Raw genomic sequence first — 14,181 nt, 5'->3', positions numbered from 1 at the left:
TCACACCCGTGTGTTGAGCCTGTGGCCCGCCTGTGAGTCCTCGGCGGCGGGCAGCCGCACGGTGAACACCGTCCGTCCCGGGGCGCTTTCGACGTCCACCGCGCCGCCGTGCGCGACGACGACGGCGCGCACGATGGCCAGGCCGAGACCGGTGGACCCGGCGTGGCGGGAGCGGGAGGCGTCGCCGCGGGCGAAGCGCTCGAAGACGGCGGGCAGCAGCTCCGGCGGGATGCCGGGTCCGTCGTCCTCGATCTCGACGAGCACCGCCCCGGAATCCGTCCGGACGCGGGCGGTGACCTTCGTGCCGGGCGGGGTGTGCGTCCGCGCGTTGGCGAGGAGGTTCACCAGGACCTGCTGGAGCCGGGCGCCGTCGGCCCGGGCGCACGCGGTGTCCGGAGGCAGTCCGAGCCGCCAGTGGTGCGCGGGTCCGGCGGCGCGGGCGTCGCTGACGGCGTCCACGACCAGCGGGACGAGGTCGGTCGTCTCGTAGGAGAGCGGGCGTCCCGCGTCGAGGCGGGCGAGCAGCAGCAGGTCCTCGACCAGCCCCGTCATCCGGGTGGCCTCGGACTCGATGCGGCCGAGCGCGTGCCGGGTGTCGGGCCCGCACGCCTCCCGGCCGCGGCGGGTGAGTTCCGCGTACCCCCGGATCGAGGCGAGCGGGGTGCGCAGCTCGTGGCTGGCGTCCGCGACGAACTGCCGCACCCGGGTCTCGCTCTGCTGGCGGGCGTCGAGGGCGGAGTGGACGTGGTCCAGCATCCGGTTGAGGGCCGCGCCGACCTGGCCGACCTCCGTCCGCGGGTCGGCCTCCGCCTCCGGGACGCGCTGATGGAGCGCCACCTCGCCGCTGTGCAGCGGCAGCCGGGCGACCTGACGGGCGGTGGTGGCGACCCGGCGCAGCGGGCGCAGCGCCACCCGGACGAGCACGGTCCCGGCGAGCAGCGCCGCCGCGAGCCCGGCGCCGGTGACGCTCAGCTCGACGAGGACCAGGGTGGAGAGGGCGTCCTCGACCTCCGCGAGCGGTATGCCGGTGAGGAACTCCCCGTGCGTGCCGACGGCGTACTCGACCCGGTAGGAGCCCAGGCCGCCGGGCAGTTCCACGGTGTGGGGCCGGCCGTCGCGGGGGACGGCCGCGAGGGCGTCCCGCTGGGCCCCGTCCAGCGCGGTGGTCCGGACGTTCCGCCCGTACGCCCCGCCGTCCTCGGCCTCCGCGGAGTACCCGGCCGACGTCACCTCGCCGCCGACGAGGACCGCGCCCAGGGTGCCGATGGGAGCGCCGGGCCCCAGGACGAAGGCGAGCGGTTCCTTGACGCGGACCGGGTCGGCCGGGCCGGGGCCGGGGACCGGTGGCCCGGCCGCCCGGATCGAGACCGTGTGGACCTGCTCGTCGGCCTGGTCGTACAGGTACGAGCGGAAGGCGATCGTCGTCACCGTCCCGATCACGGTCGCCACGACCGCGATCAGCGCGACCGCCGAGACGACGAGCCGCGTCCGCAGCGACCACGGCCGCCGTCCACCTCTGGGCACGGGACGCTACTCCGCGGGCTTGATCAGGTAGCCCGCCCCGCGGCGGGTGTGGATCATCGGCGAGCGGCCCGCGTCCAGCTTCCGGCGCAGGTAGGAGATGTAGAGCTCCACGACGTTGGCCTGTCCGCCGAAGTCGTACGACCAGACCCGGTCGAGGATCTGGGCCTTGCTGAGCACCCGGCGCGGATTGCGCATGAGATAGCGCAGCAGCTCGAACTCGGTGGCGGTGAGGTGGATCGAGTCCCCGCCGCGGGTGACCTCGTGGCTGTCCTCGTCCAGCGTGAGGTCCCCGACGGTCAGCAGCGACTCGCTGCGCGTCTGCGCGGCGCCCGACCTGCGGATGAGACCGCGCAGCCGGGCCACCACCTCCTCCAGGCTGAAGGGCTTGGTGACGTAGTCGTCGCCGCCCGCCGTGAGGCCGGCGATCCGGTCCTCGACGGCGTCCTTCGCCGTCAGGAAGAGCACCGGGACATCGGGCAGCTCGCGCCGGATCGAGCCGAGCAGGCTCAGCCCGTCGACGTCCGGCAGCATGATGTCGAGGATCACCGCGTCCGGGCGGAACTCCCGCACGGTGCGCAGCGCGGCGGCCCCGTCACCGGCGCTGCGGACCTGCCAGCCCTCGTAGCGCAGGGCCATCGAGAGCAGCTCGGAGAGGGATGCCTCGTCGTCGACGACGAGGACGCGGACGGCGGTGCCGTCGGCACGGAGCATGTCGGCGCGGGGGCCGGGGCGGCGAGTGGTGACGGTCATGGGACCACGCTCTCCGGCGCCGCTGAGATACCTCTTTCCCTTTCCTGTGAATTTCCTGAGAAACGGCCTCAGGGTCCGGGGCGGAGGGGTCTCACGGTTTCACGTGAAACAACGCGGCCCCGTTTCCGTGGAGGACCCCCCGCAGCCAGTCGTCCCCGAGCTCCAGCCGTTCCAGGGAATGGAGTTGATGGACGTACGGATACGGGATGTTCGGGAAGTCGGAGCCCAGCAGGATGCGCTCCCCGAGGTCGGCCAGCCGCCCGCGCTCCGCCTGCGGGAACGGCGCGAGCCGCTCACTGAAGTCGGTGAAGGCCATCGTGGTGTCCAGATGGACCCCCTCGTACCGCTCGACGAGGTCGAGGAAGTCGCCGTACTCGGGCATTCCCATGTGGGCCACGATCACCCGCAGCCGGGGGTGCCGGGCGAGCAGACGCCCCATCGGCCCGGGGCCGGTGAACTTCCCCGGAGTCGGTCCCGAGCCGCAGTGCACGACGACGGGGGTGCCGCTCTCGGCGAGCATCCCCCAGACGGCGTCCAGCTCGTCGGCCGTCGGGTCGAACCCGCCCACCTGGAGGTGCACCTTGAACACCCGCGCCCCCGCGTCGAGCGCCTGGCGGACATAGCCGTCCACGCCCGGCTCGGGGAAGAAGGTCGCGGTGTGCAGACAGTCCGGCGTACGGGCGGCGAAGTCGGCGGCCCACGCGTTCAGCCAGGCCCCCATCCCCGGCTTGTGCGGGTAGAGCATCGCGGTGAAGGCGAGCGCCCCGAAGCCGCGCAGCAGGGCGAGCCGGCGGTCCTCCTCCTCGCGGTAGGTGATGGGCCACTCCATCCCGGTCAGGGGACCGACCGCGTCGAAGTACGCCCACACCTTGTCGAGCACGTTCTTCGGCATGAAGTGGGTGTGCACGTCGACGAGTCCGGGGATCCCGAGCCGCTCGACGAGCGCCCGGATCTCCGCCGCCTCCCCCGTCGTCCCCGTCCCGCCGGGGAGCCCCGCCGGGAGAGCACCGGGGCCCGGGGTCCCCGCCGCGCCCACGCCGGCGTCCCCGCCGTCACTCCCGCTCAAAGCCGTAGCTCCGCTCGACCTTGCCGATGTGGACGCTGTAGCTGTCGTACCAGTGCTCCCGCCCGTGCGCCTTGGCCGCCTGGTGCGCGCTGTCGAGCCGCCAGGCGTCCAGGGCCTCCAGGTCACGGAAGTAGGCGACGGTGATGCCGATCCCGCCGGGGGTCCGGGCGGACTCGTAGCCGAGGAAGCCCGGCACCTCCCGGACGCGCTCCTGCATGCGGTCGGCCGTCTCCGCGTACCCCTCCGGGGCGTCGGGACGGACCGAGGTGAACACAGCGGTGTAGTAGGGCGGTTCCAGGCCCGCCACCAGCTTCGGAGTCATGTGATCACCCTCGCCGCGGCCGGGCGCGGATGTCCACGGCCCCTGGTCAAAGGGATCCAAGACTTTACGAAGGTGCCGGCGTCCTCCGGAGGACGCCGGGGCCGCGCGGTGACCGCCCCGGCACCCGGGCCGAGGGATCAGAAGAGCTCACCCTGCGCGGAGCCCGGGTCCGCCGCCACGGCCGCCGGCGCCACCGGCACCGAGAACTCCGCGCCCTCCCCGGCCCCCTGGAGGACCCAGCCGCCCATGACCCGGGTGTCCACGGCCAGACAGCGCCCGCCGGGGTCCAGGAGATGCAGGTCGGGCCCGGCGGCGGCCAGCAGCCGGCCGGTGACGACACCACCGTCCACCAGCTCGGTCACCGTGCCCGTGAGCCGCGGCAGCCCGTCGAGGTGGAAGGCGTCGGCGTGGTCGCGCACGGCGCACCCCAGGGGTTCCAGGGTCTCCGTCCACCCGCCGACCTCCCCCGCCCGCCGGTGCAGCTCCTCGACCTCACGGGCCCGCTCCGCGGCCGGCGGCAGCGCGTGCCGCACGGCACGCTTCCGCTCGTACGCCACGCGGTCGGGCACCCCCAGGGCCTGCCGCAGCACCTCCTCGGTGCGCCGGGCCGCCATGAGCGGGCCGCGGCCGAGCCAGCTGAACGCGACGGCCCCCTGCTCCAGCAGCCGCGCCTCGCCCCGGGCCTCCGCGGTGATCCCGACCTTGGTCATCCCGGGCCCGAACCACGCCAGATAGACCCGGTACGGCTGCGGATCGTCGGCGACGGTGTCCGCGGCGACCGAGTGCGCCCGGTCGAGCCGCGCGCACTCCGGGCACCTTCCGCCGGTGGCCCGCCCTGGCACGGCCGCCTCCAGGGGGCAGGGGTTCCCCCGCGCCCCCGGGCACCGCCGGACGCCGACCGCGCGGAAGGCGAGCTCCTGCCCGTACCGGAGGGGGCTGACCCGCCCGCCCCGCCACCGCAACCCCGGCACTCCCCCGGCCCAGCCGAGCCCCCGACACCGCCACTCCACGTCCGCGCCTCCTCGCACTCCCCGGACGCCCAGTCTCCGCCACCCCCGCGGGACCAGGACCCCGGCAGCCCTCGGCCCACCCCCTCGGGACCAGGACCCCGGCAGCCCTCGGCCCACCCCCTCGGGACCAGGACCCCGGCCGCCCCCGAACCCCCGCCGGACCCCGGCGCCACCCGAACCCGGCCCGATCAGGACCGCCCCTCGCCGCTCACGGCAGGACGCGGGTGCCGCTCACGGCAGGACGTAGATACGGACCCCGTCCGGGTCGGGGCCGCCGACCTCGCGCATGAAGCCGCGCTCGATGAGCAGCCGCACGCAGTCGCGGACGCGCTCGCGGGAGAGACCGGTGCGGAGGGTGACGTCCTGCGGCCGGTAGCGGACCCCGCCTTGGACGAGGGCGGGCGCGAGGAAGGTGGCCACGGCCAGCATGTCCCCCGTGATCGCCCAGGACTCCACGAGTTCCTGCGGGGTGAGCCGCTCGACGACGGGCTCCGTGGTCCGCTGGCGCGGCACGGAGAGCCGCGCGAGGGAGTCGGCGACCCTCGCGAGGCCGGACCGGGTCTCGCGGAGCAGCTCCGCGTAGGCCGTGTCGTCCTCGTGCGCGGCGCGGGCGGCCGCCTCCTCGTCGAACCGCCCCTCCAGCCGGACGAGGACGTCGACCAGGCCCGGCGGGAGCAGGTACCCGCTGTGCACCGGCGAGGGTTCGAGCCCGTAGCACCCGTCCCGCTGCACCGCCGCGACCACCTCGGCCGTCCACGCCCGGAAGGGCACGGCCTCGGGCCGGCGGCAGGCTCCGACGAGCTGGACGAGCCCCTGGAGGCTCACCATCCGGGCCGAGGCCCGGATGCCGGTGCGGGCGAGTATGCCCTCGCTCCCCGCGAGCACGCCGGCGGTGGCCAGACACTCCGGCGGCAGCGCCGCGCCCCGCAGCGCCGCGCGCGAACCGGAGTACCCCAGCCGCTTCGCCACGTCCGCGAGGGCGAACCAGTACGAGCCGTCCGGCGAGGTCAGCCGCCGCAGACGGGCCCCGGTCGCCGCGTGCACCAAGTCATCGATGTCGATCGCGTCCATCGACCATCACCTCCGCTTCGCACGCTAGGCCGAGGGCATATTCAACTGACATGCACATCAAACAGGTTCACCCAAAAGGGGTCGCCTTGTCGGATCGAACCCGCCGACTAGGATCCGGAGCATGCCGCTGACCATGAACGACGTGGACCGGTTCGAAGCCTCCAGGCCGCGCCTGGAAGCCATCGCCTACCGCCTGCTCGGCTCCGCGAGCGAGGCCGAGGACGCCGTGCAGGACACCTATCTGCGCTGGCAGGCCGCCGACGTCGACCGCGTCGAGGTCCCCGAGGCCTGGCTGACGAAGGTGCTCACCAACCTCTGCCTCAACCAGCTCACCTCGGCCCGCGCCCGGCGCGAGACCTACGTGGGCGAGTGGCTGCCCGAGCCGCTGCTCACCGGTGACCCGATGCTCGGCCCGGCCGACACCGCCGAGCAGCGCGAGTCGGTCTCGTACGCGGTCCTCGCCGTCATGGAGCGCCTCTCGCCCAACGAGCGGGCCGTCTACGTGCTGCGGGAGGCATTCGGCTACCCGCACCGGGAGATCGCCGAGATCCTCGACCTCACCGAGGCCGCCTGCCAGCAGATCTTCCACCGCGCCAAGAAGCACGTCGCGGACGGCAAGGCGCGCACGGAGATCGACGAGGCAGCCGCCCGGCGGATCGTCGAGGAGTTCCTCGCGGCCGCGACCACCGGCCGGACCGAGCCGCTCGTCCGGCTCCTGACCGCGGACGCCATCGCGATCGGCGACGGCGGCGGCAAGGTCCCGGCCCGTGCCGGCGCGTTCGAGGGCGCCCGCGCGGTCGCGACGTTCATGCGGGGCCTGTTCAAGCCGAGCCTCGCCAAGCGGAACATGGTCGGCGGCTCCCCCGCCGTCTACGCGTCGACGGCGAACGGCGCCCCCGCGATCGTGGCGGTTCTCGACGGCCGGGTCATCGGGATCATGTGCCTGGAGGTCACCCCCGAGGGCATCACCGCGTTCCGCAACCAGGTCAACCCCGACAAGCTCGACCGCGCGACCCGCCTCTGGGCGGCCACCGATCACGGGGAGCCGCTGCTCGCATCCGCCTTCTAGGGCGGTGTGACCTGCTTCACATCGCGCATCTGTCAGGAATCGTCGGGCTGCCCGGTTCAAGGGGCGACACCGCGCGAGACAGGAGCATGGAGATGCAGCACCGAATCATCGTCATCGGAGCCGGCTACACCGGAGCGATCGCCGCCGGACGCCTCGCCAAGCGGCTGCACCGCGACGACGTGGCCATCACCCTCGTCAACCCCGAGCCCGACTTCGTCGAGCGCGTCCGGCTCCACCAGGTGGCCGTCGGCCAGGAGCTGCGGCCCCGGCCGTTCGCCGAGATGTTCGCCGGCACCGGCGTCGAGCTGAAGGCGGCGAAGGTGACGGCGCTCGACGTCGACCGCAAGACCGTCTCGGTCGTGGCCGCCGACGGCACCGACGGAGCCGAGGAGCTGGCGTACGACACCCTCGTCTACGCCCTCGGCAGCGGCTGGACCGACCAGGGCGTCCCCGGCACCGCCGAACACGCCCACGAGATCGCCGGCCGCGCCGGGGCCCTCCGGCTCCGCGAGCGGCTGTCCGGCCTGGAGGCCGGACAGCCGGTGCTCGTCGTCGGCGGCGGACTCACCGGCCTGGAGGCCGTGACCGAGATCGCCGAGGCCCGGCCCGACCTCGACGTCGCCCTCGCCGTGCGCGGCGGACTCGGCGACTGGCTCGCCCCCAAGGCCGGCGGACACCTCCGCAAGGTCGTCGACGGACTCGGCGTCACCGTCCACGAACACACCTCCGTCACCGCCGTCGAGGCCGACCGCGTCACCACCGCCGACGGCGGGGCCGTCCCCGCCGCGGTCACCGTCTGGACCACCGGCTTCGCCGTCCACCCGATCGCGCGGGCCACCGCGCTCGACGTCACCGACACCGGGCGGATCGTCGTCGACGAGACGATGCGCTCGGTCTCGCACCCCGACGTGTACGCCGTCGGCGACGCGGCCCTCGCGACGGGCCCCGGCGACAAGCCGCTCCGCATGTCGTGCGCCTCGGGCGCCCCCATGGCCTGGCAGGCCGCCGACGCCATCGCCGCCCGCCTGACCGGCACCAAGGTCCCCCGCACCCCGATCCGCTACTTCAACCAGTGCATCTCGCTGGGCCGCAGGGAAGGCGTCATCCAGTACGTCACCGCCGACGACCGCGCCGTGAAGAGCGCCCTCACGGGCCGCCTCGCCGCCCTCTACAAGGAACTCGTCTGCAAGGCCGCCGTCTGGGGCGTCGCCAACCCCACCCTCGGCGTCCCCGCCCGCCGCCGCCACGTCCTCACCCCGGCCGCCGGCGCCCCCGCCCCCCTCAAGGCCACGGCCTGACCTCCACCGCGACGACCCCGCACCCCCACCCGGGCTCCTCGCCACCACCCCCGACCGCTCACCCCCACCGAGAGGCCCCGGACTTCCCGTCCGGGGCCTCTCCGTCACGAGCCGACGACGCCTCCGACGCACCCGAAGACCCGCCCCGCCCACCCCTTCGCCCGGTGCCGCCGACGGCGGCACCGCCCGGCCTAGGCCGCCGAGGCGGCGACGGTCAACGCGTAGTCCACACCGGTCGAGAAGGTGCCCGACCGTCCACGGATCCGCAGGGAGTGCTTCCCCGGAGCGAGGGGCGGCAACTGCACCCACAGGCCGCACCCGGTGGCCTCGAAACGGCCTTCCTCTCCGGTGACCGGGTTGTCCCGAGCGGCGTCCACCGTGATCGGGGCTCCCCGGTGGGTCGCCGGCCGGACGGCCTCGCCGTCGAGGAGCACCGTCCCCTGAGCGCCGCTCAGGAAGGCCGCGCAGTCCTGGGCGTCGCCGAAGGTGTTGACGACGGGCACGGCGATCGGGCGGTCGCCGGGAACCCGGCACGCGCGTGCGACCCGGCCGCCGAAGGTACCGGCCAGGAACCACACGTCATGCGGCTGGTTGCGTCCGCACGCGCTCCCGTCCCGGTCGACGACGGGGTTGGTCGCCTCGGGCTCCGAGGCCGCCCAGGTCCACCAGCGGCCCTGCAGCTCCGCGGAAGGAAGGCGCGCGCCCTCCCCCTCCGGAGCGCCGCTCGCCGGAGCGGTGGCCGCCGGAGCGGTGCGGGCCGGCGCCGCTCCGTCCGGCCCCCCGGCCGCCGGGCTCCCGCATCCCGTCAAGACCGCCATCACCACAGCGGTCACGCCCGCCGCTCCCGCCGTGAACCTCATTCGGCCCCTCCCGATTCCCACGGCCGCCCGGCCGCATACAACGCAAGAGGCCCGGACTCTCGTCCGGGCCTCTTGTCTGTGTGCACTCGGCAGGATTCGAACCTGCAACCTTCTGATCCGTAGTCAGATGCTCTATCCGTTAAGCTACGAGTGCTTGTTTTTCAGTTTTTGTCTTCGCTTCCCGGCCTTTCGGCCCGCTCGCGGCGACAGGAAGAACATTACATGACTGCCGCCGTCATGTGAAATCCATTCCCCTCACCCCTTGTGACCTGCGAAAACGCCGTGACGGCGGGTGGGTGGGGACCGAGGGGGCGCGGGCGGCGGAGGGGGTTTCCGGGGTGGAAATGGCCGTAAAGAGACCGGGGTCACACCGAGGGGTGAGGATCGGTGGGCGAAGGGGAGAAACGGCCGAAGCCCCGGCCGTGGGGCCGGGGCTTCGGTAGGGGCGGAGGCGGAGGGATTTGAACCCTCGATGGGCTTGAAGGCCCAAACCGCATTAGCAGTGCGGCGCCATAGACCGGACTAGGCGACGCCTCCTCGCACCTCACGCATACGCGGGTGGTGCGTGCAGATGATGACACAGGCGAACCGGCTGTCACCAATCGATTCTCACCGTACTAGGCACACGGGGTCCAGGGCAAAGCCCCTCGGGCCGGACCGTGCGCCGGGCGGGGCCGGTGGGGCGCGGGCGACCCGGCCGGCGCACCGGGGTTGCGCAACGCCCGGGCGCCGGGAGCGTTAGAGGGGGTGGGCGCGGTGAGCGCCTGCGCCCGCCGTCACCCCGCGCTCCAGGAGATCCGCATGCTGCGCCGCCTCGTCCTCGCGACCCTCGCCACCGCCGCCGCCGGGACCTCCGGCCTCGGTCCGCTGCCGCTGCCGCTGCTGTCGGTGCCCGACGCGCTGACCGTGACGATCGAACGGAGCGGGCATCCCGACGCCGACGGCACCTTCGAGCTGAGGTGCGACGACGGGGCGGAGGGCAGCCACCCGGCCGCCGAGCGCGCCTGCGAGCGCCTGGAGCGGCTCGCGAGGGAGGAGGCGGACCCGTTCGCTCCGGTGCCGCCGGACGCGCTCTGCACGCAGGTGTACGGAGGGCCCGCCCTGGCCCACGTCACCGGCACCTGGCAGGGCCGGCGGGTCGACGCCCGCTTCTCCCGCGCGAACGGCTGCGAGATCGACCGCTGGCAGAACCTGGAGCCGGTCCTCCCCCTCGTCCGGGGATGACGGTCGCGGGCTCCCTTAGACTCCCCTCAGTGACAGGCTGCGGCCCGAGGGGCAAGATGGGGCCGCGGTCGAAGGGCAAGCACGTGCAGTGGGTCTGGGAGGAAGCGTCGTCGTGAGCAGCAGGCCATCCCGAGGCGCTGCTCGCCTCGCAGCGATACTCGACGCCCTTCCCGACGGCCTCGTGCTCGTCAACTGCAACGGCACGGTCGTCAACGCCAACACGATCGCCCTCGGCATGTTCGAGACGCCCGGGACCGCGCTCGTCGGCCGCGGCCTGCTCGATCTGCTGCCCGAGTTCGACTCGCGCCTCATCCCCGGCTCGATGCGCCGCCCCGAGGGCGCCGACGAGCGGGGCCGCACCAAGCCGGCCCGGATGGTCGCCCGGCGCACCGACGGCAGCGAGTTCCCCGTCGAGGTGACCAGCGCCAGCCTGGAGGACGGCCGCGAGGCCTACGACTCGTACGGCGGCTACACCGGCGACGAGCTGCTCATGCTGGTGGTGCGGGACCTCACCGGGACGCTCGACACCGAGGCCGAACTCGCCCGCTCGCAGCGGCAGACCGAGATGATCCTGCGCGCCGCGGCCGAGGGCGTCGTCGGCACGGACACCGACGGCCGCGTCGTCCTCGTCAACCCCGCCGCCGCGCAGATCCTCGGCTACCGGGCCGGCGAGCTCGGCGGCCAGGAGCTGCACCCGCTGATCCTCGCCAAGCGCCCCGACGGCGAGCCGTTCCCGTACGAGGAGTCGCCGCTCGCCGACACCCTCAAGTCGGGCCGCAAGCACCGGGTCCGCGGGCAGGTCCTGTGGGCGAAGAAGGGCGACCGCGTGCCGGTCGACCTGACGACCGCTCCGGTGCGCGACGGCGACCAGCTCGTGGGCGCGGTCATGACCTTCACCGACCGCAGGCCGTACGAGGAGCTCGTCGAGCAGCACGCCGCCGAGACGGCCGAGCAGGCGGAGCGGCACGCCGCCGAGCTGGCCGACCGCGCGGAACGGCACGCGGCCGAGCGCGAGGCCCAGCAGGAGAAGTACGCCTCGCTGGCCGCCCGGCACGAGCAGCTGACGGCCGTTCTCGCCGAGTCGCTGCGCGGGCCCCTGGAGGAGCTGCGCACCCAGCTGGGCACGCTCGCCGCCGACGACGCCGGGCAGCTGTGGCCCGAGGCCAACCAGGTGCTCCACCACCTCGCCGCCGGGTACGCCCGGATGACGGCGCTGGTGGACAACGTCCTGGGCTTCCAGCGTCTGGACGCGGGCGCGGAGAAGCTGGAGAAGCGGGTCGCGCTCCTCGACGGGGTCGTCACGGCCGGCATCGACGGGGCCGTCGAGCTGATCGGCCCCGGCCGCGCGCAGTTCGCCGTGCACGCGCCGCCGATCGAGGCCGAGGTCGACCCGGTCCGCCTCGCGACCGCGCTCTCGCACCTCGTCGCGGACGTCGCCGGCGTCGACGCGACCGGCAGGAACCGCGCCACCGCGCAGGGCACCGTGCCCGCCGACTCCACGATCGTCGTCGCCGCCGCCCAGCGCGGTGACGTCGTCCGCATCGAGGTCCGCGGCCCGTACGCGGGCGGCGACCCGGTCCACGGGCCGGTCGTGCGCGGGATCGTGACGGCGCACGACGGTGTCGTGCAGACCCACGAGGTGCCGGGGACGACCGGGGGCGCCTACGTCCTCGAAGTACCGCTCGGCGCCGGCCGGGGCACGGTCCCCGCGCCCGCACCGAGGAACGACCTGCCGCAGGGGGGCCGCGAGGCCCTCGCCCTGCCGGCCCAGGCCACCGCGTCCACGACCGGCACGGCCCCCGGCACCGGGGCGGGCGCCGACGCGTCCGACGGCTCCGGTGTGACGGGCGCCGGCGGCGCGGGCGCGCCTCCCGCGGCCGGCCCGGAGACCTCCGGCGGCGGGCGCCGGCGGGCCCGGCGCGGTTCCACCGACGCCTTCCTGGAGAGCGCCGTCGCGCCCGAGGGCGACGAGCGGGCCGCCGCCGAGCCCCGTGGGCGCCGCCGCGCCCGTACGGGAGAGGCGGCCGCCCAGGCCGAACTGATCCCCGCCCAGCAGAACGCCGTCCCGGCCGACGCCGCGGCCGCCCTGGAGCCCGCGGGACGGGTCGAGCCGACCGGACGCCGGCGGGGCCGCCCCGCCGAGGGCTCCGTGGTGACCGCCGCCGAGGGCGCCCAGGGCCGGGCCGCGCTCGGTGCCGCCGTGCCCCCGCAGGGAGTCGCCGTCGAGCCGACGGGGGCGCCCGCCCTCGCCCGTGCGCTCCCGGCCGTCGCGTCCGGCGAGGACGCGTCCGCCGAGCGCCCCAGCGGGCGGCGACGCCGGGCGCTGGCCGCGGCGCAGGAGCGCGCCGCGGCGGCCGACGCCGGGCCGCGGACCCCGTTCGCGCTGCCGCCGGCCGACGCCGACCGCGCGCCGGAGGCCGCCGAGGCGCTCGCCCCGGCACACCACGAGCCGACCGCCGCCCCCGCCCTGGAGGCCGTACCGCTGCCCGGCACGGTCCCGTCCGCCGGTCCGCTGCCGGTGTCCGACGACGGACAGCACGAGGCCGACCGGGATGTCCCGGGCGCCGGCCTCACGCCTCCGCACCCGGTGCCCCGGCAGCCGCTGCCCGCCGGGACCGAGCCGCCGGCCGAGGCGACCGGGCGCCGCCGGGCCGTCGCGCCGCCGGCCCCGCTGCCCGAGGCCGGGCCCGTACAGCCGAACGGTGCCGCCTCCGGGACGGGCACCGGTTCCGTACCGCTGCCGCCCGAGCTGCCGATGCCGGCGCCGCTGCCGAAGGACTCCACGCAGGGGCGGGCGTTCAGCGTCCGCACGCTCGGGCAGGGCGTGCCGTTCGTCCCGCCCTCGGCACCCCCGGCCGGTTCCACGCCGTCCAACGGGTCCGGGCGGCGCCGGAAGCTCGCCACCCCGCCCGAGGTGGACCCGCCGGCGCCCGCGGCGCCTCCCGCCGCGGCCGACGCCCGTCCGCACCCGCAGTCCGAGGCCGCGCTCGGGCTCGCCCCGGCCGCGTCGGAGGGCCGCGCCTACGCCATAGGAGCTCCCGCCGAAGGCTCCGCCGAGGGGCCCGAGCCGCTCGACGGCCCCGGGGGCGCGGTCGAGGTCGCCAACCGGCCCGCCCCGCGCCCGGTCGACGACGAACTGCCCCCGGAGCCGCTCGACAACCCGCGCCGGCTGCTCGTCTGGCCCGCGCCCGACGTCTCCACCCAGCAGGCGCTGAGCGACCGCGGCTACCGGCCCGTCATCGTGCACTCCCGCGAGGAGGTCGACGCGCAGATCGCCGCCTTCCCGGCCGCGCTCTTCGTCGACCCGCTGACCGGGCCGATCACCCGCACGGCGCTCCAGTCGCTGCGTCAGGCCGCCGTGGCCGCCGAGGTCCCGGTGCTCCTCGCGGCCGGTCTGGGACAGGCCACCCGCGAGGCCGCGTACGGCGCCGATCCGGCCGTCCTCCTCAAGGCGCTCGCGCCGCGCGACAGCGAGCAGCACCCGTCCAGGGTCCTGCTGATCGAGGAGCACGACGACATCGCGGACGCCCTCGCGGCGACCCTGGAACGGCGCGGGATGCAGGTCGCGCGGGCGGCGACGGACACCGAGGCCGTCACGCTCGCCACGCAGACGCAGCCGAACCTGGTGGTGATGGACCTGATGCAGGTGCGCCGCCGCCGCGCCGGGATCATCGACTGGCTGCGGGCGAACGGGCAGCTCAACCGCACCCCGCTCGTCGTCTACACCTCCGTCGACCTCGACGAGGAGGAGCTGCCGAAGCTCTCCTCCGGCGAGACCGTCCTCTTCCTCGCCGAGCGCTCCAACAGCACCGAGGTCCAGGCCCGGATCGTCGACCTCCTCGCGAAGATCGGCACCAACTAGCCACGGGAACGGGGGGGGGGGGGGGGGGGCCGCCCCCCCCCCCCCCCCCCCCCCCGCCCCCCCCCCCCCCCCCCCCCCCCCCCCCCCCCCCCCCCCCCCCCCCCCCCCCCCCCCCCCCCCCCCCA

At 75.3% G+C, this 14,181-nt stretch carries 11 protein-coding genes and 2 tRNA genes; 4 read left to right on the top strand and 9 right to left on the bottom strand.

The genetic code is table 11. The features are described from left to right. The 6 genes from ACZ60W_RS12255 to ACZ60W_RS12230 form a co-directional block, all read right to left on the bottom strand. Entirely contained in the window at positions 1-1,524 is a 1,524-nt protein-coding gene (locus ACZ60W_RS12255; protein ID WP_469755261.1) for a sensor histidine kinase, read from the bottom strand. Between the two features lie 6 nt (positions 1,525-1,530). Further along, a complete protein-coding gene (locus ACZ60W_RS12250) occupies positions 1,531-2,274 on the bottom strand; it encodes a response regulator transcription factor (RefSeq protein WP_469755260.1) in 744 nt (247 codons plus the stop codon). Between the two features lie 91 nt (positions 2,275-2,365). Next, entirely contained in the window at positions 2,366-3,340 is a 975-nt protein-coding gene (locus ACZ60W_RS12245) for an amidohydrolase family protein (RefSeq protein WP_469755259.1), read from the bottom strand. Continuing rightward, positions 3,327-3,662 (bottom strand): antibiotic biosynthesis monooxygenase family protein, encoded by a 336-nt coding sequence (locus ACZ60W_RS12240; protein WP_469755258.1) that lies wholly within the window; start codon positions 3,660-3,662, stop codon positions 3,327-3,329. The genes ACZ60W_RS12245 and ACZ60W_RS12240 overlap by 14 nt, the downstream gene beginning before the upstream one ends. Before the next feature lie 137 nt (positions 3,663-3,799). Continuing rightward, a complete protein-coding gene (locus ACZ60W_RS12235) occupies positions 3,800-4,672 on the bottom strand; it encodes a DUF2797 domain-containing protein (RefSeq protein WP_469755257.1) in 873 nt (290 codons plus the stop codon). 231 nt (positions 4,673-4,903) lie between these two features. Then, positions 4,904-5,743, bottom strand: a complete 840-nt coding sequence (locus tag ACZ60W_RS12230; protein ID WP_469755256.1) for a BRO family protein — start codon at positions 5,741-5,743, stop codon at positions 4,904-4,906. Positions 5,744-5,864: 121 nt separating this feature from the next. On the opposite strand from ACZ60W_RS12230, the gene ACZ60W_RS12225 reads away from it, so the two are divergent. Then, positions 5,865-6,812 (top strand): RNA polymerase sigma-70 factor, encoded by a 948-nt coding sequence (locus tag ACZ60W_RS12225; RefSeq protein ID WP_469755255.1) that lies wholly within the window; start codon positions 5,865-5,867, stop codon positions 6,810-6,812. 92 nt (positions 6,813-6,904) lie between these two features. Next, complete coding sequence (locus ACZ60W_RS12220) at positions 6,905-8,110, top strand: NAD(P)/FAD-dependent oxidoreductase (protein WP_469755254.1); 1,206 nt, start codon at positions 6,905-6,907, stop codon at positions 8,108-8,110. 191 nt (positions 8,111-8,301) lie between these two features. Here the strand turns inward: ACZ60W_RS12220 and ACZ60W_RS12215 are convergent, their stop codons facing one another. The 3 genes from ACZ60W_RS12215 to ACZ60W_RS12205 all read right to left on the bottom strand — a co-directional run bounded on the left by ACZ60W_RS12215 (position 8,302) and on the right by ACZ60W_RS12205 (position 9,507). Further along, positions 8,302-8,943, bottom strand: coding sequence for a signal protein (locus tag ACZ60W_RS12215; protein ID WP_469755253.1), 642 nt, complete (start codon positions 8,941-8,943; stop codon positions 8,302-8,304). A gap of 108 nt (positions 8,944-9,051) precedes the next feature. Beyond that, positions 9,052-9,124: transfer RNA gene (locus ACZ60W_RS12210), tRNA-Arg, on the bottom strand. 292 nt (positions 9,125-9,416) lie between these two features. After that, positions 9,417-9,507: transfer RNA gene (locus ACZ60W_RS12205), tRNA-Ser, on the bottom strand. A gap of 264 nt (positions 9,508-9,771) precedes the next feature. On the opposite strand from ACZ60W_RS12205, the gene ACZ60W_RS12200 reads away from it, so the two are divergent. Both ACZ60W_RS12200 and ACZ60W_RS12195 read left to right on the top strand, forming a co-directional pair. Continuing rightward, on the top strand, positions 9,772-10,194 hold the full coding sequence (locus tag ACZ60W_RS12200; RefSeq protein ID WP_469755348.1) for an SSI family serine proteinase inhibitor: 423 nt from the start codon (positions 9,772-9,774) through the stop codon (positions 10,192-10,194). A 112-nt stretch (positions 10,195-10,306) separates the two neighbouring features. Continuing rightward, positions 10,307-14,056, top strand: a complete 3,750-nt coding sequence (locus ACZ60W_RS12195; RefSeq protein WP_469755252.1) for a response regulator — start codon at positions 10,307-10,309, stop codon at positions 14,054-14,056. Positions 14,057-14,181: the final 125 nt, after the last annotated feature.

This window comes from Streptomyces sp. NPDC104202, assembly GCF_055584185.1.
This window is presented reverse-complemented; position numbering and strand designations above follow the sequence as displayed.

What these genes read in the sequence shown, in the direction of transcription:
- ACZ60W_RS12200 (WP_469755348.1), top strand. Translation starts at nt 9,772, where the DNA reads ATGCTGCGCCGCCTCGTCCTCGCGACCCTCGCCACCGCCGCCGCCGGG.
- ACZ60W_RS12225 (WP_469755255.1), top strand. Translation starts at nt 5,865, where the DNA reads ATGCCGCTGACCATGAACGACGTGGACCGGTTCGAAGCCTCCAGGCCG.
- ACZ60W_RS12230 (WP_469755256.1), bottom strand. Translation starts at nt 5,743, where the DNA reads ATGGACGCGATCGACATCGATGACTTGGTGCACGCGGCGACCGGGGCC.
- ACZ60W_RS12250 (WP_469755260.1), bottom strand. Translation starts at nt 2,274, where the DNA reads ATGACCGTCACCACTCGCCGCCCCGGCCCCCGCGCCGACATGCTCCGT.
- ACZ60W_RS12240 (WP_469755258.1), bottom strand. Translation starts at nt 3,662, where the DNA reads ATGACTCCGAAGCTGGTGGCGGGCCTGGAACCGCCCTACTACACCGCT.
- ACZ60W_RS12220 (WP_469755254.1), top strand. Translation starts at nt 6,905, where the DNA reads ATGCAGCACCGAATCATCGTCATCGGAGCCGGCTACACCGGAGCGATC.